The sequence below is a fragment of the Leifsonia sp. 466MF genome, from assembly GCF_900100265.1.
Lineage (GTDB): Bacteria > Actinomycetota > Actinomycetes > Actinomycetales > Microbacteriaceae > Leifsonia.
Map to the genome: position 1 here is coordinate 580,322 of NZ_LT629696.1, position 20,198 is coordinate 600,519.

The window sequence follows — 20,198 nt, forward strand, 5'->3', positions numbered from 1 at the left end:
TGTCTGGTGGCCCGGGATCGGTGCAAATTGCGCTGACTACATAACCTCGAGTAGCTCGACTGATAACATCGTCGCCTTTCGTTGTAGGCGAGTCGAGAAGGCTTGGAGGAACTGGAGATAGCGGGTCACATCGTCCGGAGTGGGCTTTCTCTCGGCTTTGCCATGAGCGATGTCATTGCGACACGCTATGACGTCACGGATGCTGAGCTGAATGTTGGCAGTTATGACGTCGCCCCCGCTGCTCGCCATTTCAATATCTCCGTCGCAGACGTTCGATTTGCTACCCATGCGGACAAATACGTCATTGATGACATCCGCTTTGGCACTCGTCACCAGTCTCGAAAAGGTGCCCGCGTTCAGCGAGCCTTTCGGGGGCTTTGCATCTTCTTTCCACAGAGCGGCGTCGTTTCCCAAGCGTTTGAGAAGAACAGAGCGCTGCTCATCATTGCCCGAGGTGACGATAGCTTGAAGTCGCGGTAACGTATGGGCTTCTCGGAGCCCGCGCGGTATACGACCCGAGGGGACCTCACCGCTTTCTATTGCGTCGACGTACTCCTCGGCAATGGTCTTGAGAAATGATTCGAAGTGGCTAACGAGGAGGACCACAGCGGCGCGACAAAGTGCGTTTGCCTCTTCTATAGAGCCGCGGCTTTCTGCCTCGACAGCCATTTGGCGCAACAACCCGACCTCTATCGCGCCGTCCTTGAACACATCAAGTGCCACGAAGAAGGAGGCCCTCCTCAATTAGCGCGGCAGGGAGGCGCGTGGGTACTCCGATCTCCTGCAAGCGTGCGCTCAGTGCTGCCACCCTATACAGCACTCGGCTGCGATCCGCGGTCGCGCGTCCTATCGCAAGCTGGAATCTCTCTTCCTCGGCGAGCGCGTCGAAAGCGGTGCGCGCAACCTGCTGATGTTCGAGCAGTGCATCTCGATCGGCGTACGCAACAGAGACCATCACGGCATCGAACAGTGCCTTGTTCACGGGGTTCTGTGAACCCGGTGCGCGAAATGGGCGGTCTCCAAAGACTTCGCCGACGGTCTCACAGACGAGGGCAAAACGAGTCGCTTCCTCTGGGAGAACCGGCTCCTTGCGGCGTGCCCTCATGAATCTATTCAGCAGCTGACGTAGCGGCGGTCGATATGTGTCTATGCCATCAACGAGAGCTAGGTAGCGAAGGACGAGCTCTTCATGGCCCATGCGCTTGTTTGTGAAGCTGCCAACAAGGTCGGTGAAGTACCGCTTTCGGGCAAGTTCCTTCAGGGAGTCGTTGAATGGTCCCCGGTAAACGGAGTTGCGGAGCTCTTGAGCAGTGAGACTTGCCGCCCCGGTATTGAGGCGTTCGAAAACGTCGAACTTGATGTCGGGATGGCTGTCGGCGGTTATTACGATGCAGCGAATGGTGCGACTCTCGAGTCGGCGCTGATCTCTCGGAGCGAGATCCGAGAATTTGTCTCCGTTGAGTTCCGACAGGACGGATACGCCAGTCAATGCGAACTCGTCGTCGAGGAACTTCCGGATCGTAGTGAGTCGCTGAAGGCCATCAATGACCTCGTACACACCCTCGTCGTCTTCGGCGAAATAACACACCGGAATAGGGACGTTTAGGAGTAGCGACTCGATCAGGCGAGACGCCTTTCCGCTATCCCACACGTATTTTCGTTGGTACGCGATGTTGAGGCTGATTCGACCGCTACGAATGTCCTCGCGGATTGATCGGACACCGAGGTCGTAGGGTTGAGTGACAAGCTTTCGTTCGTCGGCAGGGATTACGAGGGCATCGGCCTGCTCGGCGTCGTCGCTCTCGCCCGGTCCATCCAGTGGATTGGAAGGCTCCGGGGCCTCAACTTCCTGGTTGGCTGAAGCATCGGGAGGCAGGGCCATGTTTTCCCTTCAATTATCGGCAGCCCAAATCTAGTAGCCGCCTTCCGCCAAATCCGGTCCCCTTGTGGGGGTCAGGCGTCTCGTGCGGCGTCAGGTTTCTGGTCTCGGTCGTGGTTCGCCCAGGGCTCCCCTATCTTCCTTAGCAGGCGCGCGATGTAGCAGTACGCCACGCGGCCTACGGCCGCAAGCGCGACGGGTGACTCGTCCCCGCGCAGCAGCACATGGCCTGGACACGCTCAGCGGGCGGGCTCCACACGGAACCGGAACTCGCGGCCCTGCCGGAACGGCTCGACCAGCTCGACGTTCTCGAAAGCGGATCCGTTGGGGATGGCTGCGGAGCTCGCCCAGTAGGCCGCGCGCGCGTTGACGAGCGCGCGGACCTCGGGGTCGGGATCCGCGGCGATCCAGGTCTGCACCGCCCGGAGGCCGGAGTACTTCCAGTGCTCGGCGACGTCGTCGCCGTAGGTGGCCGAGGAGGGGTCCGCTTCGTCCGTGGTTGCGGAGACCTCGACCTCGCCGGCCGCGTTCCTCGGCAGGCGGTCGAGCCCGAACGCGCCGTGCTCGGTGAACCCGGTCCCCGAGAAGCCGGGCCACAGCCCCGCGGGCGTGACGTCGCCGTCGGCCAGGTGCAGCCGGCGCAGGCGGGCGTAGTTGCCCATCGTCGCCGTGATCACGCAGGCGTGCAGCGGGACGGAGCCGGGAAGCGCGAGCGTCGCGATCCCCACCTCGTGCGGGCGGTCCTGGCGGAACCGCAGCCGCACGGCCACGGCTGCGCCGTTCGCGAAGCGCTCCGAGACGACGTGCACGGTGAGCGTCTCGACACCGTCCGCCGTACCGATCAGCCCGCGGGACGGCGCGAGGGGGTCTGCGGGTTCGGCGGCATCGGACATCCCGTCCGCGCTCCAGAACCTCTTGCCCGGTGCGTCGTCCAGGTCGCTGTGCTCGAGCTCCGAATAACCGCGCTCGCGCCCGCCCGCGGGGATCGGTTCGATCGCGATGAAGTTGAGGAGCCTCTCGCGTGGATGGTCGAGGTAGGGCGTGTAGACGCGCAGCAGGCCGCGCGGCCCGGGAAGCGGGTGCAGGCCGATCTGCAGCCCGTCGGGATGCCCCCACCGGGCCTCGGCGGGGGCTGAAGCGGACGGACGGAGCCAGCCGCCCTCGGCGACCGGCGGTGCCGGGATGGCGGTCCTGTCGTCCGGGGGCGTGGGGCTCACCGTGTCGGTGCGGCTCATCGTCGAGTCCCTTCTGGGTGCAGCGGTTGACGACACTGTAGCGCGAAGACGGGAAACATGAAATCGGTTTCCTGCAATCATTCACTGGAATCCGTGGCGATATGGGCCGTTTTCAACCCGCTCTTGACGAAACCGATTTCTTGCGATCTACTGTTAGCCATCGATTCCGGGCGGAATCGGTGCTCGATGGAGAGGACGACCGTGACACTGCGCAAGCCGATCGGTACCCGCACCCGACGCGGCGCGGTGCTGGCGACGGCGGCGCTCCTCTCCACCGCCGCCCTGGTGGCCTGCACGTCGGCGTCCGCAGCACGGCTCGACCCCAACAGGAAGCCCTTCGTGCTCGCCGGGGTGACGAACGTCGAGCAGGTCGCCCAACTGACCGGGCACGATTCTCTCAACAAGACGGCGCGCTTCGAAATCGCCGGGCAGGACCTCGGCTCGATGTTCCAGGCGGACGGGAAGACGTGGTTCGTCTTCGGCGACACGTTCGGACAGCGCGACGACGGCGTGACCGGCGGGGGCGGCACCGAGTGGCGCTCCAACGCGCTCGCCTACACCACCGACACGGACCCGACGGACGGCATCCGGTTCGACGGCTACATCGCCGACGACATCGGCTGGGCGAAGGAGCTGATCGACAGCAAGAAGGTCGACGGAATCGAGATGACCGCGATCCCCACTTACGGCTTCGCGGCGAACGGGGCGATGTACCTGGCGTATATGTCCGTCAAGCATTGGGGGGACCCCGGCGAATGGGAGACGAACTACGCCGGCTCCGCGAAGTCCACCGACGGCGGCCGCACGTGGAGCAAGCTCGACCGCCCGCGCTGGGGCGGCGACAGCAACTTCGTCCAGGTCAGCGTGTCCGAGCTCGACGGAGACCTCTACTTCTGGGGTGTCACCCACGGCCGGTTCGGCGGCGTGAAGCTCATGAAGGTGAGCGAGAAGCACGTCGAGGATCAGTCTGCGTACCGCTACTTCGCGGGCACGTCAGCGGATGGGACGCCGCGGTGGAGCGCGGACGAATCGGATGCCAGGACGATCGTGGACGACACGGTCGGCGAGCTCTCCGTGGTCTGGAACGAGTACCTCTCCCGCTGGACGATGAGCTACACCGACGGCGGCGCGGAGAGCGCCGTCATCCGTGAGGGCGCGACGCCCTGGGGGCCCTGGGGCGAGAAGTTCACCCTGGCGTCCCAGACCGATGTCCCGGGGCTGTACGCCCCGTACCTGGCACCGCAGTACACGACCGACGGCGGCCGGACGATCTACTTCGCCCTGTCCGTCTGGGACCCGTACAACGTCTATTGGTACAAGGCCGACCTGGTCCGCCGATAGCCCACCCGGCTCGACGACGAGCCGAATCACGAGGAGGAACAACACATGCACAAGAGGCACAGCAGGCTGCTGCTCGCAGTCGCCGCGACCGTCGCGGCCGGCCTCGTCCTCGCCGGCTGTTCCGGCGCAGGAGGAGGCGCGAAGACCGAGGACGGCAAGACCGTCGTGACGTTCTGGCAGCAGAAGTTCGAGGATTACCAGCAGGCGTGGTTCAAGAAGTACGTCGACAAGTACAACGCATCGCAGAAAAAGGTCAAGATCGACTACCAGGTCGTCCCCGCCGACACCTGGCCGCAGAAGCTCAAGGCGGCGCAGGCCGCGGGCAAGGCTCCGGATGTCGTCACCACCAACTACGGCAACATCGCGGCAGGCGTGGCCAACGGCCAGTTCGCCGACCTCGACGGGCTGCTCCCGGCCAAGGCGTTCGACGACATCAAGGAGAACGTCAAGAGCTTCGTGACCGTCGGAGGCAAACACTACGCCTACCCCATGCTGGTCGAGCCGTCGACGGTGCTCTACTACCGGACCGATCTCGCGCAGGCGGCCGGCCTCGACCCGGCGAATCCGCCGAAGACGTGGGACGAACTGCTCGAGTGGGCGAAGAAGCTGACGTCCGGCGACACCAAGGGCATGACGATCGCGTCCGTGGCCGCCGACCTCGGCTGGTCCAGCTGGGGACTCCAGTACAGCGCCTGCGGCCACCTCCCGATCAACGACGACTGGTCGAAGGCTGAGGCGACCGACCCCTGCTTCGCCAAGCTGGCGGACTTCTACAAGGCCCTGTACCAGGGCGGTCTGATGCCGCAGCAGCCCAAGGTGGGCTACGCCGACGCGACCCCGTACGGTCAGGGCGAGGTCGCGATGATGGCCGACGGCTCGTGGGCCGTCGGGCAGCTGAAGAACGACTTCCCCGACATGGTCGCCAAGACCGCTGTCGCGCCGTTCCCATCGATGGCCGGCTCGCCCGACAAGACGACGGCGACGCTCGGCGGATGGACGCTCACGGTCGACGGCAAGTCGAAGGCCAAGCAGCAGGCGGCGGACTTCATCGGATACCTGCTCGCCGGAGACCCGGCCGTCATGGCCGACTTCTTCAAGACCAGCGGCTACTCGAAGTACACCGTCCGCACCTCGGTCGACGAGGCGCTCGCCGACACGCCGGAGGCCCACAACGATCCCTTCATGAAGGTCATCTCGGATCAGATCGTGCCGAACGGCAAGCAGGAGCCCGGCTACCCCTGGGACATCTCCCTGGCGTTCGGGACCGCGCTGGAGTCGGCGATGAAGGGAAGCGCCGACGTGCCGACCTCGCTGAAGACGGCTGACGACGCCATCAACGACGTCATCCAGAAGCAGTCGCTCGCCGGGACGGCGCCCAAGAAGTAGCAACGAGTACCCGGTGCCCGGGGACGTCCCCCCACGTCCCCGGGCACCGGCCAGCCGAGGGGATCCCCGTGTCAGTTCTCAATCCCGCCGGCGAGGTGCAGACCCCGCCGGCCGAAGCCCAGGTCATCGCGGACGCGGTCGACGGCACCGCGACCCGGCGCAGGCTCCTGCGCCGGCGCGACGCCCCCGCGCCGGTGGCCAAGCACCTCCGCGACAACCGGACCGCGTACCTGATGATCGCGCCCATGGTGATCCTGCTCACCATCTTCGTGATCTGGCCGCTCGTGTACTCCGTGTATCTGAGCACGTTCAAGCTCAGCTTCTACAAGGACCCGGAGTTCGTCGGCCTGCAGTTCTACCAGTACGTCCTCGTCAGCCCGCGGTTCTGGAAGTCCATCGGTGTGGGCCTCTACTACGCGCTGCTGGTCGTGCCGACAGGCCTGGTGATCGCTCTGTTGCTGGCCAGCTTCATCAAGACGCTGAGCAAGAAAGCGGCGTCCTACATGAAGACGACGGTCTACCTGCCAGCGGTGGTCTCGACCGTTGTCGCGTCCGTCCTCTTCGTCTTCATCTACCAGGACCAGGGAGTGGCCAACTGGCTGCTCAGCCTGATCAACGCCGGTCCCGTCGCCTGGCTCAACGATCCGGCCACCGCGCTGCCGGCCATCGCCATCCCCGGCATCTGGCTCGGCTTCGGCGTCACCACGCTCATCCTGCTCGCCGGTCTGCTGGACATCCCCGACAGCTACTACGAGTCGGCGCAGCTGGACGGCGCCAACTTCTTCCAGCGGACGTGGTTCATCACCATCCCGCTGTTGAAGAACGTGTTCCTGTACCTCATCGTCACGGGGTTCACCCTGGCGATCCAGATGCTCGACCTCCCCCTGATCATGACCGGCGGCGGTCCGGTCGACGCCACCACGACGCCGAACCTGTTCATCTTCAACAGCTTCCGCGATCTGACGCCGTACGCGACCAGCTTCTCGCTCACCGCTTCGCTTCTGCTGTTCGTGGTGCTCGGGGCGATCTCGATCGTCGTGTTCAGGCTCATCAACTCCGACAAAGCAGTCGACGGATAGCAGGAGAGAACGAATGAAGAAGAGCGTCCCCCAGCGGGTGCTGTCCGCCGTACTGATCGTGCTGATCAGCGTGAGCATCCTGTTCCCCCTCGCCTGGATGGCGATCGCCGGGTTCAAGGGCAAGACGGAGGTGCTGCGCTCGCCGTTCCAGTTCTTCCCGGACGTCTGGCGGTTCGACAACTACGTCAAGATCCTGCAGGACCCGCAGTTCTCCCGCGCGATGGTGGTCACCTTCGTCGGTGCACTCATCTTCACGGCCCTCAGCCTGGTCGTGAACTCCCTCGCTGCGTACGCGTTCGCGCGCCTGGACTTCCGCGGGAAGCGGTTCTGGTGGGTGTACTGCATCATGCCGATGTTCATCCCGATGATGGCCATCCTGCTGACCTCGTTCATGGTCGTGTCCTCGCTCGGGATGCTCAATACGCTGGCCGTCCTGATCATCCCGGGGGTGGCGTCGGCGGCGCAGATGTTCTTCATCCGCCAGTTCTACCTCGGTTTCCCGGTCGCGGTGGAGGAGGCGGCACTGATCGACGGCGCCTCGCGGTGGCAGATCTTCCTCCGCGTGTTCCTGCCGCAGTCGGCCGCCCCGTTCGTCGTCATGGGCATCGCCTCGTACCTGGCGTACTGGAACGCCTACGTCTGGCCGATCCTCACCATCACCGACCCGAACCTCACCCAGATCATGCAGTTCCTCGGCAACTTCCGGTCCGACCGCGGCAACGACTGGGGTCTGCTGATGGCCGGTTCGACGCTGGCCGCCCTCCCGACGATCGTGCTGCTGCTCATCTTCCAGCGGTTCATCGTCAACGGCGTGCGCATCTCGGGGATCAAGTGAGCGGCGTCGACCGCCCCCGGTACGACCGGTCGGCGCTGACCGTCGGCATCGTCCATTTCGGGGTCGGAGGATTCCACCGCGCGCACCAGGCGATGGTGGTCGACGAGCTGCTCCGGGAGGGGCTGGCGACGGACTGGGCCATCTGCGGCATCGGGGTCCTGCCTCAGGACCAGCGGATGCGGGATGTGCTGCACGCACAGGACGGCCGGTACACTCTGGTGCTCAAACACCCGGACGGCCGCCGCGAGGCGCGGGAGATCGGCTCCATCGTGGAGTACCTCTACGCGCCGGACGACCCGGATGCGGCCGTCGAGCGGCTGGCCGACCCCGCCGTCCGCATCGTCTCGCTGACGATCACGGAGGGCGGCTACAGCATCGACCAGGTGACCGGCGCGTTCGACCCGACGCCGGCGCCGATCGCCGCGGACCTCCTGCCCGGGGCGGCGCCCGGGACCGTCTTCGGCCTCGTCACGGAGGCGCTCCGGCGGAGACGCGACCGCGGCGTGCCGCCCTTCACCGTCATGTCGTGCGACAACATCCAGGGCAACGGGCACATCGCCCGCCGCGTCTTCACCGCCTTCGCCGGCCTGAAGTACCCCGGACTCGGCGAGTGGATCGCGCACGAGGTGGCATTCCCGAACTCGATGGTCGATCGCATCACGCCGGTGACGACCGACCGTGACCGTGAGGAGATCGCGGCCGAGTTCGGCGTCCGCGACGCGTGGCCGGTCGTCGCGGAGCCGTTCTTCCAGTGGGTGCTCGAGGATGCCTTTCCGCAGGGCCGGCCGCCTTACGAGCGGGCGGGCGTGCAGCTCGTGGACGACGTCGAGCCCTATGAGCTGATGAAGCTCCGCCTGCTGAACGCCAGCCATCAGGCCATGTGCTACTTCGGCCGCTTGAGCGGGTACACGTACGCCCACGAAGCCGCGCAGGATCCGCTGATCGCGGAGCTGCTGATGCGGTACATGGACGACGAGGCGACCCCCACCCTGAGGCCGGTCCCCGGTGTCGATCTCGACGCGTACAAGCGCACCCTGCTGGAGCGGTTCGGCAATCCCTACGTGCTCGACACCCTCGCCCGGCTCTGCGCCGAGTCGTCCGACCGCATCCCGAAATGGCTGCTGCCCGTGGTCCGGGAGGAGCTCGCGTTGGATGGTCCGGTGCGTCTCTCCGCCGCCATCGTGGCCAGCTGGGCGCGGTACGCCGAGGGCACAGGGGAGAACGGCGAGAGCTTCGAGGTGGTCGACCGGCTGCGCGACTCCGTGATGGCGAACGCCCGCGGGTACGAGGAGGACGAGCTCGCCTTCCTGCGCGAACGGACGCTGTTCGGCGAGCTCGCGGAAGACGAGCGCTTCACCGCAGACTATGCGGCCGCCCTGAGCGCCCTCCACACCGTTGGAGCCCAGGCGACGTTGCGGGCGCTGTTGACGCGGGCCTGATCGGGCCCGGGGGAAGAGAGGAAGGCAATGACGCACGAACTCGGATTCCGACGGCGAGCGCTCGGCGGCACCGCCGTCGCGCTGGTCGCCATCGCGGCGGTCGCGACCGCCGGAGGGGCTCCCGCCGCCGCCACCACCGCCCACACGCCGGCCAGTGTGGTGGAGAAGCTGACCGGCCCGGACTCGCCCAACGACACGTACGGGCGCTGGAACGTCAAGGCGACCGACCTGGGGATCATGTGGGACAACGGTTCCGGCCAGGTGCTGTCGGCGTTCGGCGACACGTTCGGCGACGCCTGGGTCGGCCCGGGCGGCGGAGCGCTCGGTGCGGGCGATGCGAACTGGCGCAGCAACGTCCTCCTGCGATCCACCGATACGACGCTCTCGGACGGCATGGACTACTCCTCGGCGGTCACCGCGAGCGATGGCCGCGCCCGTGAGATCCTCCCCGGCATCCACAACGAGGCCGCGGGCGAGGTGACGAAGATCCCGACCGCCGGCATCTCGGTAGGGTCCCGGCAGTACCTCTCGTTCATGTCGGTGAAGCACTGGGGCGCCCCCGGGCAGTGGGACACCAACTACGCCCAGCTCGCGTACTCCGACGACAACGGCACCACGTGGAGCACGACCGGGACGCCCACGTGGAGCAATCCGTCGCTCACCGACCGGTTCCAGCAGCAGGCGTTCGCCCGGAACGGCGGGTACCTCTACGTCTTCGGCACGCCGAGCGGCCGGGGCGGCAGCGCCTACGTGGCCCGGGTGCCGGAGGCTTCCGTGCTGTCGCAGTCGGCCTACCAGTACTGGAACGGCTCGTCGTGGGTCGCATCGGAGGGCTCCGCGGCGGCGATCGTGAGCGCCCCCGTCTCCGAGCTCTCCGTCCGCTACGACACCTACACCGGCAAATGGCTGATGATGTATCTGCAGGGGGAGGACATCATCCTCCGGAGCGCCTCGAGCGTCACCGGTCCGTGGAGCTCTCCGCAGATCGTGGTCAGCTCGGCCGACTATCCCGGCCTCTACGGCGGCTTCATCCATCCGTGGAGCAGCAACGGCACCCTGTACTTCACCATGTCGCAGTGGGACCCATACAACGTGTATCTGATGCGCGTGCAGCTGAGCACCACTGGCCAGATCGTGAAGCCGAACCTCGTCGGCGACCCGAGCTTCGAGCGGTCGGCGCTGTCGTCGACCGGAACGGGCGACACCTGGGCCTGCAGCGGCAACTGCGGAGTCGACACCGGTCACTGGGGCTACTCCGGCGACAACAACGCTTTCGCGCGGTACAACGCCGACTGGCAGGATGTGCACCAGACCGTGGCCGTGACGGCGGGCACCGGCTACCGCCTGACCGGATGGGTGCGGACGTCCTCGAACAGCGACAACGGATTCTTCGGCGTGCGCGACACCGCCGGAGCGGTGATCTCGGAAGCGCATTTCACGTCGGTGGGTGCGTGGACGCGGTTCACGGTCGACTTCTCGAGTGGCAGCAGGACGGCGGTGGTCGTGTACGGCGGCGTCTGGACGGATCACGGCGACATCTGGATCCAGTTGGACGACTTCTCGCTCACGGCGAGTTAGGGGACCAGATGCTGAACGGCATCCACCCGTCGCTGACGGGGGAGCTGCTGGCCGTGCTCGACGCGATGGGCCACGGCGACGCGATCGTCGTGTCCGACGCGCACTTCCCGGCCGAGCGACTCGGGCGCCGGGTGCTCACGGCCGCCGAATCGGACATGCCCGCCCTCGCCCGGGCGATCTGCACAGTCCTGCCGCTGGACGCCGCGCGCCCAGCGGAGGGCATGGCCGACGACGGACCTGACGCGGCTCCGGGCGGCCGGCTCGGGCTGCACGACGACATCGAGTCGGCGACGGGGCTCGCCCCCGGCACGCTTCGCCTGCTGGAACGCGACGACCTGTATGCCGCTGCCGGGGAGGCGTTCGCCGTCATCCGGACCGGTGAGCTCCGCGCCTTCGGCAACCTGGTCCTGCGCAAAGGTCTCGCGGTTCCCCTGCAGCTGTGACTCATGACGAACGGCCCCTCCCGGAGGTGGGAGGGGCCGTTCGTCGTTCGCCGGTTCAGCTGGGGTCGCGCGGCGGGAGGGCGCCGAGGTCCGGGACGGCCTCCCGGCCCAAGTGGACCTCCAGGTCGTCGGCGCTGGGCGTCCGGGGGCGCCGGGCGGTCGGGCGGTCGAGGTAGAAGAGCGCGGTGGACGCGATGTCGTCGCGCAGCGGCAGATAGCGCCAGCCGGCCCGCCAGCCGAGGGCCTGGATGTCGACGCGCAGCCGCTCGGCGAAGTGGATGGGGTCCAGCAGATGCCAGCGATACATCCCGAACCGCTGCTGGCTGCGGTAGAGGCCGTCCGGCCGCAGCACCTGCGGCATCCCGAGGTACGGGGTCGTGAACTCGGTGTAGCCCTGGCCGGGGATGTCGAAGTTCCAGGCGCCCCCGAAGTAGTCCTCGGTGCCGGTCCCGCAGATGGTGGGGTACTGGTCGTCGTCGTCGAGGTAGAACTTGATCTCGCCTTCGCCCCACCAGCCGTTGCTGTTGACGCCCCAGGCGATGTACGTGCCGACGTAGTGTCCGGATCCCTCGACGCCCTCCACGATGGTGTGCGGAGTGAGGTCCTCGAGCGGGTTGCTGCGGCGCCACTGCGCGTGGAGGTAGCCGTCCGAGCCGTAGTCGCCGCCGAGCTCGTAGGTGATCTGGTAGTACACCCGCACCGGGACGGTGGACACGTTCTCGATGGTCAGCCGGGCGCGGTCCTGGAAGGGCATCGGCCAGTAGGAGTTGAAACCGCCGTTCGGATTCGCGGCGATGGCCTGCGAACTCACCTGGGCGAACTCCCCCCAGCCGTTGCAGAAGAAGTCGCCATACGGCACCTCGATCGCGGGCTCCTCCGCGCCGTCCCAGTAGGCGCGGAAGAGCAGCGTCCGCCAGTTGTCCTCGTGCGTCGTGATCCAGATGTGCGTGATCTTGCCCGCCCCGGCGATCGAGGCGAGCTCGAAGGTCTCACCGGCCGCGATGTCGACGCTGGGCGAGATCTTCCAGCCGGGGCCGAGATCGCGCGCGCTTGCGGCACCCGTTCCCTCCGTCGCACGCCCGCCGCCCCCGCGGGAGCCGTCGAAGTTCTCGGGACTGATCGAGCGGGTCTCCACCGCTCGCAGGCGCGAGATCGAGCTGAGGTCGGCGTTGGTCACGGGGTCTCCTGTACGTCGTTGTGCGGATCTGTGTAACGCAATGTGGTGCAATCGATTTCATCACTGTAGAGTCGGGGAAGCGGGAGTGTCAACACGAGCGTGGCGCGCGCTACAGTACGGAAACCGGCGACTTCGCCGCACGAGGACACGGAGAGCCGATGCCGACGATCTACGAAGTGGCGGCCCTGGCGGGCGTGTCTCCCGCGACGGTTTCACGGGTTTTCAACGGGCTCAACGTCTCCCCGGAGAAGTCGAAGCTCGTCCGTGAAGCGGCGGCCGAGCTGTCGTTCACGCCGAGCCGCACGGCGCGCACCCTGCGCCGACAGCACTCCGAGGTGATCGCGCTCGTCATCCCGGACATCGAGAACCCGTTCTTCACGTCCCTCGCCCGCGGCGTCGAGGATGTCGCCCAGGAGGCCGGCTACTCGGTGGTGCTCTGCAACACCGACGAAGACCCGGAGAAGGAGACGAAGTACCTCGACATCGCGATCAGCGACAACATGGCCGGCGTCATCATCGCCGCGGCGGGCGACCACAGCGACCTCGGCAAGCTGCTAGACCGCCGTCGTCCGGTCGTCGCCGTCGACCGCGGACCGCACGGCTTCGACATCGACGCCGTGATGGTGGACAACCGCGCGGGCGGTCACGCGGCGACGACCCGGCTGGTGCAGCAGGGCTTCCGGCGAATCGCATGCATCACCGGGCCGAGCGATGTCGAGACCGCCCAGGAACGCGCGGACGGCTGGCGAGAGGTGGTGACCGCCGAGGGGATGGCGGACGCCGAGACGTACCTGCGGTACTCCAACTACCGCGTCGGCGGCGGCTTCGACGCCATGCGGGAGCTGCTGGAGCTACCCGAACCGCCGGACGCCGTGTTCGTCACCAACAACCTCATGAGCGTCGGCGCCCTGCAGCTCCTCGCCGAGCGCGGGATGGTGCCGCCGGCGTTCGGGATGGCCGTGTTCGGCGATCTGCCGTACGCCGGGTTCGCTCCGAAGGAGATCACGGTCGTCCACCTGCCCGCGCGCCACCTCGGCGTCACGGCGGCGAAGCTGCTGCTCGATCGCATCAACGGCGACGACCAGCCGTCGCGCACCATCGTGCTGCGCAACGAGGTGGGCACCGGCAGCTGACGCCGTCGGACGGCGGCGCCGTCGGACGGCGGCGCCGTCGCGCCGCAGCGCCGTCCCTTGACGGTGAAATCGATTTCTGCAACGCTGTCCGCATGAGCAGAGCCGCCACCGTCGGCGTCGACATCGGAACCTCCAGCAGCAAGGGGGTCCTGGTCTCCGCGACCGGAGCCGTCCTTGCGACGGCCACCCGCGAGCACGCGGTCGAGCGGCCGGCTCCCGGCTTCGTCGAGATGGACGCGCGGATCTGGTGGGACGAGTTCGTCGCCATCGTCCGCGAACTCCTCGCGTCTCGGGCCGCGGCGGACGTCGCGGTGGGCGCGGTGGGCGTAAGCGGCATGGGGCCGTGCGTGCTCGTCACCGACGCCGAGGGCGTGCCGCTGCGCCCCGCCATCCTCTACGGTGTCGACACGCGGGCCACCGAGCAGATCGGGCGGCTCACCGACGAGCTCGGGGGCGCCGATCACATCCGGCAGCGCTGCGGCTCCGCACTCTCCACCCAGGCCGTCGGGCCGAAGCTCGCCTGGCTCGCGGAGAACGAACCCGCCATCGCCTCCGGGAGCCGCCGCCTCTTCATGCCCAGCTCCTGGCTCGGCTTCCGCCTCACCGGCGCCTACTACCTCGACCACCACTCGGCCAGCCAGTGCGCGCCGATGCACGACGCGGCCGCGCAGGATTGGCTGCAAGACTGGGCCGGTCTGGTCGCTCCGTGGGTCGAACTGCCCCCGCTGCTGTGGCCGGGGGAGGTCGCCGGAGCCGTGACGCCTGCCGCCGCCCGGGAGACCGGCCTGCCCGCCGGCGTCCCGGTCATCGCCGGGACGATCGACGCCTGGTCCGAGGCGCTCAGTGTGGGGGCACAGAACGACGGCGACCTGATGCTGATGTACGGGACGACCATGTTCCTGGTGAACACGGTGCCGGCGCCCGTGACGTCTCCCGCGTTGTGGGGGACCGTCGGCGCCCTCCCCGGCACGCACAACCTGGCGGGAGGGATGGCGACCTCCGGAGCGATCACCGGCTGGATGAGGGACTTGTTCGGCTCGGCCGGCTACGCCGAGCTCATCGGCCTGGCGGAGCGGTCTCCGGCCGGTTCGAACGGCCTGCTCATGCTGCCCTACTTCGCCGGCGAGCGGACGCCGATCGCGGACCCGGACGCGCGCGGCGTCATCGCAGGGCTCACCCTCAGTCATACGCGCGGCGACCTCTATCGCGCCGCCCTCGAGGCGACCGCCTTCGGGGTGAGGCACAACATCGAGGTGATGGAGGCGGCCGGCGGCCGGATCGACCGCATCGTCGCTGTCGGCGGCGGAGCCCAGGGCACGCTCTGGACGCAGATCGTGAGTGATGTGACCGGGCGGCGCCAGTCCATCCCGTCGCTGGTGGTCGGCGCGAGCCTCGGCGCTGCCTTCCTGGCCGCCGCCGCCGTCGGCCCGGCGGACATCGCGCAGTGGAACCCCATCGTGGAGACCCGTGTGCCGGATCCGCGCACCGGTGCGCTCTACGACGACCTGTACGCCCTCTACCGCGGCATGTACGTCCGGACCGCGGATACGGCGCATGCGCTCGCGGCGGTGCAGCGTCGGGCGAGCACGCCCGCGTTCGCCTGAATCGATTTCACACGCCCAGCCGCTTCACTTCCGGGCTCTATCCGCTTGCATCCTGTCCGCATACGCGACATACTTGAAACCGATTTCACGCCTCAGTGAGGGAGTAGGAGCGTCGATGACGACGAACACGGAGCCGACCGGCGCGTGGCGCGAGCTGGGAGCGGACGCGCGCGTCGCGGCGTTCCCGCTCGGCGGCATCGGCACCGGCAACGTCTCCCTCGGGGCGCGCGGCGAACTGCGCGACTGGGAGCTCGCCAACCACCCCGACAAAGGGGTCGTGCTCCCGTTCACCTTCTTCGCCATCCACGCCGCCACGGGCAGCGACCGGATGACCCGCATCCTGGAGGCGCGGCCCCCCGGCCCGCACGAGGGCGACCAGGGATACGACGCGGGGCGCCTCGCGGGGCTCCCGCGACTCGCGGCCAGTCGCATGCGGGGCGAGTACCCGATCGCCCGCGTCGACTTCGACGACGACGAGCTGCCCGTGGATGTCCGACTCACCGCCTTCACCCCGCTCGTCCCGCTGGACGCCGACGCATCCGGGATCCCGGCTGCCGTCCTCCGGTACACCGTCTCCAACCCCGGCGACCGGCCGGTCGACGTCACGATCGTCGGATCGCTGGCCAACCCGGTCGGCATCACCGGCTGGAACGTCTTCCACTTCCCCGAGTACGCGGCGGAATGCTCGATCGCCTACGGCGACGACGGCACGATCCGCGGCCTCCGGTACGGGAGCGAGCTCCCGGCGGACGACCCGCTCGCCGGGACGCTCGCGCTGACCACGACCGACACATCGGTCACGGCCAAGCCGCAGTGGCTGTCCGGTTTCTGGCAGGACGGCGTGCAGGTGTTCTGGGACGATCTCAGCGGGGACGGGCTGCTGGAGCCGGAGACGGTGTTCAGCCTCGACGAACCGCCGTACCCCGACTGGTTCACCCGGCTGCGTGTCGGCTCCCTGGGGATCGTCCACACCCTCGCGCCCGGCGAGACCCGCGACTTCGAGTTCCAGTTGGCCTGGCACTTCCCGAACCGCCGTCGGGCATGGCAGGGCAACATCCACCTGGACGACGGGAACGCCGACACGACCGTCCGCAACCACTATGCGACCCGCTTCGAGGACGCCTGGCACGCGGCCAGGCACCTGGCCGACGACCTCGACGACCTCGAGCGTGCGACGCGGGCGTTCCACGACGTGCTCTTCGACGGCACGCTGCCCCCGGAGGTGGTCGACGCGGTCACCTCGACGCTGGTCGCCGCGCGCAGCACCACCTGCTTCCGGTTGGAGGGCGGCGTCTTCGCCGCCTGGGAGGGCAGCTTCGATCACTCGGGAAGCTGCGAGGGAACGTGCACCCATGTCTGGAACTACGCGCAGACTCTCGCCCAACTCTTCCCGGAACTGGAGCGCAGCGCGCGCCGGACGGAGTTCCTCCACGAGACCCGAGACGACGGGCGGATGAACTTCCGCGCCAACAGCGTGTTCGGCAACGAGCCGTGGGACTTCCACCCGGCGGTCGACGGTCAGCTCGGTGCCGTGGTCCGGCTCTACCGGGAGTGGCGCCTCAGCGGTGACGACGACTTCCTCTCCGAGCTGTGGCCGGCGGCGCGGCGCGCTGTCGAGTTCGCGTTCACAGAGTGGGACGCCGACGGCGACGGCGTGCTGGACAGCCGGCAGCACAACACGTACGACATCGAGTTCTACGGGCCCAACTCGCTCGCCAACTCGATGTTCTTCGCCGCGCTCATCGCGGCCGCCGCGATGGCCGACCACCTCGGCGACCGGGACACGGCGAGACTCTACCGGGAGGCGGCCGCCCGCGGGGCCGAGCGGATGGACGCGCTGCTGTTCAACGGCGAATACTACGAGCAACGCCTCGACGACGTCGACGAGCGGCGCTACCAGTACGGGACGGGCTGCCTGAGCGACCAGCTGTTCGGTCAGAGCCTTGCGCACCTCGCCGGGCTCGGCCACATCCTGCCCGCCGCCCATGTGCGGAGCGCGATCGAGGCCGTGCACCGGCACAACTTCCGCCGCGACCTGAGCGTCCACCGCAGTGTGCAACGGACGTATGCCCTGGACGACGAGGCGGGACTCGTCCTCTGCTCCTGGCCGCGCGGCGGCCGCCCGCGCATCCCCTTCGTCTACTCCGACGAGGTCTGGACCGGCATCGAGTACCAGGTCGCCTCGCACCTCGTCTTCGAGGGCCTGGTCGACGAGGGACTGGAGCTGGTCCGCGCCGTCCGGGCGCGCCACGACGGCGTCCGCCGCAACCCGTGGAACGAGGTGGAGTGCGGCAACCACTACGCCCGCTCGCTGGCCAGCTGGGGGGTTCTGCTCGCTCTGACGGGCGTCCGGGCCGACGGCGTCGAGCGGTCGCTCACCCTGCGTCCTCATGCGGCGGCCTTCCGCGACGGGCGCCTGCGCACCATCGTGACGACCGGCAGCGGCTGGGGGGAGGCGACATACGACGACGGGACGCTCCGACTGATCGCCCACGGCGGACTCCTCGACCTCGACGAACTGCGCTTCGAACATCCCTCGGGCACCGTGCTGACCGCCCGGGACATCCACCTGCGGCCAGGCGACGCCTTCGAGCTCGCCGCGGCCGTCCGACCACCATCACCCATCGGAGGAACACGCCCATGAGCACCTACTCGCTGCCGCAGCCGCTCGCCCGTCCGGAGGCGCGCCCGCGCACGGTCTACACCGTCGCCAGCGGCGACCTGCGGCCCAGCGCCAACCTCAAGTGCTGGCCGACGCAGGAGCAGCTGGAACGCGACTTCGCCGCCGCCGTGGAGGCGCTCGGCTGGTCGGTCCAGCGCGGGCACGCCTTCGACCCGGAGAAGGGACACGGCTTCATCGACAGCCAGCGGGCAGGCATCGAGGTCTTCAAGCACATCCCTCCGACGGCCCCGCTCGTCGTCGTCGACGCGGTGTGGCAGTACAGCCATCACGTCCTCGCCGGCCTGCGCACCCACCGCGGTCCGATCCTCGTCGTGGCGAACTGGTCGGGCGAGTTCCCGGGCCTGGTCGGTCTGCTCAACCTCACCGGCAGCATGACGAAGGCCGGTGTCGAGTACTCGGCCCTGTGGAGTCCGGACTTCTCCGACACGTGGGCCCGCGACGGGCTGCGCACCTGGCTGGAGACCGGGCACGTGGAGCACGACCAGTCGCACGTCAGAGACCTCCCCGCGCTCGATCCGGAGGACGCCGAGGTCGCGCTCGGCACCGCCCTGGCACGTCAGCTGGCGGACGAGAAGGCGATCATCGGCGTCTTCGACGAGGGCTGCATGGGCATGTACAACGCCATCATCGACGACGAGCTGCTCAACCCGCTCGGGATCTACAAGGAGCGCCTCTCGCAGAGTGCCCTGGTGGCCGAGATGAACCGCGTGACGAAAGAAGAGGCGCTCGCCGTCCGCGGCTGGCTCGACGACCGCGGGTTCACGTTCCATTTCGGCGACGACGAGGCCACGGAGCTCACCGAGGCGCAGGTGCTCAGCCAGTTCGCGATGTACATCGCCGCTCTGCGGATCAGCGACGACTTCGGACTCGACGCGGTCGGCATCCAGTACCAGCAGGGCCTGAAGGACACGGTGCCGGCCAGCGACCTCGCCGAGGGTCTACTCAACAACGTGGAGCGGCCGCCGGTGCTCAGCCGCGATGGCTCCCGCGAGCTGTACCCGGGTGCGCCGCTGCCGCATTTCAACGAGGTGGACGAGGGGGTCGCCGTCGACGCGCTCGTCACTAACCGCATCTGGTCGGCGATGGGGTTCGATCCGGCCACGACCTTGCACGACATCCGGTGGGGTGAGGAGTACGACGGCGAGTTCGTCTGGGTGTTCGAGATCTCGGGCTCCGTGCCCGCCTCGCACAACGGCGGCTACGACAAGAGCTACAGCATGCGTCAGCCCCCGATGTTCTTCCCGCTGGGCGGAGGGACGCTCAGCGGAGTGTCGAAGCCCGGCGAGATCGTCTGGTCCCGCGTCTTCATCATGGACGGCGAACTGCACCTCGACATCGGGCGCGGCCACGTCGTCGCCCTCCCGGAGGAGGAGACCCGCCGCCGCCTGGAGGCGACGGACCCGCAGTGGCCGATCATGCACGCCGTCCTGCACGGCGTCAGCCGCGACCAGCTCATGGCCCGTCACAAGGCGAACCATGCCCAGGTGGCGTACGCTCCCGACGCGGAGGACGCCGACCGCGCGCTTCGGGCGAAGGCGGCGTTCTTCGCCGAGCTGGGCGTGCACGTGCACGTGTGCGGCGATGTTGACCTGGAGGCCGGCAGCCGGGAGGAGGCCAGGGGCGAGGCTGTCGTCGCCTAGGGGCCGGTGGACTGCAGCGGTCCGGGTCCCGGTGACCGCGATCAGCGGTCGAACCGCTCCCAGTGCCCCTCGCTGATCACCTCGACATGTCCGTCGACGACGGAGATCGCCGTCTGGTCGTCGATCGCGTAAGAGCGGCCCGGGATGCGCTCGGCCCAGCGCCGGGCGGCTTCCGTCGTGTTCTCCGTCCAGCCGGGGTAGTCGAGGTGGGGGAAGATCGAGAAGTCGACGACGCCGAGGGTGTCGTCGGGGCCGTCCGGCTGCCAGTCGAGGAACTCGCGTCCAACGCGCGGCGTCATCACCATGCTTCCGGCACTCACGCCCACCCAGACGGTGTCGGTGAGCTCGGGCAGCAGCGCGGCCAGGCCCGACCGCTGCATCCACTCGAAGAGGTACCTGGCCTCGCCGCCGTCGACCAGCAGGACGTCCGTCTCGCGCACCCACGGCGTCCATCGGTCTTCCGCGAGGCTTGGCAGCGCCGTCAACTCGAGTACGCCGACAGATTTCCAGCCGAGGCCGACGAGACCCGGGCCGCCATCCCAGGCGTCCGCGGTCGACCGCCACACGCTCTCCGGGCTGCACGCGGGCTGCCCCCACTGCGCGGTCGGGATGAAGAGGGCCCTGCTCTCGGCGATCGGTTTGCCGAGCATCCCGACCAGCGCCTCGCGGATGCTGGCGTTGGTGACACCGCCGGACGTGAGCAGCAGCTTCATCGATTCCTCCCGAACGCGCTGGGCCGCCGCCCA

Annotated in this window: 16 protein-coding genes; 11 read left to right on the top strand and 5 right to left on the bottom strand. The window is 68.0% G+C overall.

Annotated features, from left to right (window positions below; all coding sequences use genetic code 11):
* Positions 1–36: 36 nt before the first annotated feature.
* The 3 genes from BLR91_RS19935 to BLR91_RS02760 form a co-directional block, all read right to left on the bottom strand.
* On the bottom strand, positions 37–723 hold the full coding sequence (locus tag BLR91_RS19935) for an MAE_28990/MAE_18760 family HEPN-like nuclease (protein WP_157694675.1): 687 nt from the start codon (positions 721–723) through the stop codon (positions 37–39).
* Entirely contained in the window at positions 713–1,882 is a 1,170-nt protein-coding gene (locus BLR91_RS02755; protein WP_089877258.1) for a DUF262 domain-containing protein, read from the bottom strand. The genes BLR91_RS19935 and BLR91_RS02755 overlap by 11 nt, the downstream gene beginning before the upstream one ends.
* A gap of 236 nt (positions 1,883–2,118) precedes the next feature.
* Positions 2,119–3,114 (bottom strand): hypothetical protein, encoded by a 996-nt coding sequence (locus BLR91_RS02760; protein WP_089877256.1) that lies wholly within the window; start codon positions 3,112–3,114, stop codon positions 2,119–2,121.
* Between the two features lie 201 nt (positions 3,115–3,315).
* Between BLR91_RS02760 and BLR91_RS02765 the strand changes: the two genes are divergently transcribed.
* The 7 genes from BLR91_RS02765 (at position 3,316) to BLR91_RS02795 (ending at position 11,215) form a co-directional block, all read left to right on the top strand.
* Positions 3,316–4,455 (top strand): DUF4185 domain-containing protein, encoded by a 1,140-nt coding sequence (locus BLR91_RS02765; protein WP_231918803.1) that lies wholly within the window; start codon positions 3,316–3,318, stop codon positions 4,453–4,455.
* A 45-nt stretch (positions 4,456–4,500) separates the two neighbouring features.
* Entirely contained in the window at positions 4,501–5,841 is a 1,341-nt protein-coding gene (locus BLR91_RS02770) for an extracellular solute-binding protein (protein WP_089877252.1), read from the top strand.
* 68 nt (positions 5,842–5,909) lie between these two features.
* On the top strand, positions 5,910–6,920 hold the full coding sequence (locus BLR91_RS02775) for a carbohydrate ABC transporter permease (RefSeq protein ID WP_089877249.1): 1,011 nt from the start codon (positions 5,910–5,912) through the stop codon (positions 6,918–6,920).
* Positions 6,921–6,933: 13 nt separating this feature from the next.
* Entirely contained in the window at positions 6,934–7,755 is an 822-nt protein-coding gene (locus BLR91_RS02780) for a carbohydrate ABC transporter permease (RefSeq protein ID WP_089877247.1), read from the top strand.
* A complete protein-coding gene (locus BLR91_RS02785) occupies positions 7,752–9,194 on the top strand; it encodes a mannitol dehydrogenase family protein (RefSeq protein WP_089877245.1) in 1,443 nt (480 codons plus the stop codon). Before BLR91_RS02780 ends, BLR91_RS02785 begins: the two co-directional genes overlap by 4 nt.
* A 27-nt stretch (positions 9,195–9,221) precedes the next feature.
* Entirely contained in the window at positions 9,222–10,772 is a 1,551-nt protein-coding gene (locus BLR91_RS02790; RefSeq protein ID WP_089877242.1) for a DUF4185 domain-containing protein, read from the top strand.
* Between the two features lie 8 nt (positions 10,773–10,780).
* The gene (locus BLR91_RS02795; protein WP_089877239.1) at positions 10,781–11,215 is read left to right on the top strand and encodes an RbsD/FucU family protein; all 435 of its coding nucleotides are present in this window, start codon (positions 10,781–10,783) and stop codon (positions 11,213–11,215) included.
* Between the two features lie 55 nt (positions 11,216–11,270).
* Here BLR91_RS02795 and BLR91_RS02800 read toward each other — a convergent pair whose 3' ends face one another.
* Positions 11,271–12,392: a glycoside hydrolase family 172 protein gene (locus BLR91_RS02800; RefSeq protein WP_089877237.1), complete on the bottom strand. Its 1,122-nt coding sequence runs from the start codon at positions 12,390–12,392 to the stop codon at positions 11,271–11,273.
* 158 nt (positions 12,393–12,550) lie between these two features.
* Here BLR91_RS02800 and BLR91_RS02805 point away from each other — a divergent pair, with 158 nt between their 5' ends.
* From BLR91_RS02805 to BLR91_RS02820, 4 genes are all read left to right on the top strand, one after another.
* The gene (locus BLR91_RS02805) at positions 12,551–13,525 is read left to right on the top strand and encodes a LacI family DNA-binding transcriptional regulator (RefSeq protein ID WP_089877235.1); all 975 of its coding nucleotides are present in this window, start codon (positions 12,551–12,553) and stop codon (positions 13,523–13,525) included.
* Positions 13,526–13,617: 92 nt separating this feature from the next.
* On the top strand, positions 13,618–15,129 hold the full coding sequence (locus BLR91_RS02810; protein ID WP_089877233.1) for an FGGY-family carbohydrate kinase: 1,512 nt from the start codon (positions 13,618–13,620) through the stop codon (positions 15,127–15,129).
* 115 nt (positions 15,130–15,244) lie between these two features.
* Positions 15,245–17,773 carry a GH116 family glycosyl-hydrolase gene (locus tag BLR91_RS02815; protein ID WP_089877230.1) on the top strand — a complete coding sequence of 843 codons (2,529 nt, stop codon included), beginning with the start codon at positions 15,245–15,247 and terminating at the stop codon, positions 17,771–17,773.
* Entirely contained in the window at positions 17,770–19,452 is a 1,683-nt protein-coding gene (locus tag BLR91_RS02820) for a fucose isomerase (RefSeq protein ID WP_089877228.1), read from the top strand. Before BLR91_RS02815 ends, BLR91_RS02820 begins: the two co-directional genes overlap by 4 nt.
* 41 nt (positions 19,453–19,493) lie before the next feature.
* Here the strand turns inward: BLR91_RS02820 and BLR91_RS02825 are convergent, their stop codons facing one another.
* Positions 19,494–20,165, bottom strand: a complete 672-nt coding sequence (locus tag BLR91_RS02825) for a Type 1 glutamine amidotransferase-like domain-containing protein (RefSeq protein ID WP_089877227.1) — start codon at positions 20,163–20,165, stop codon at positions 19,494–19,496.
* Positions 20,166–20,198 lie beyond the last annotated feature (33 nt).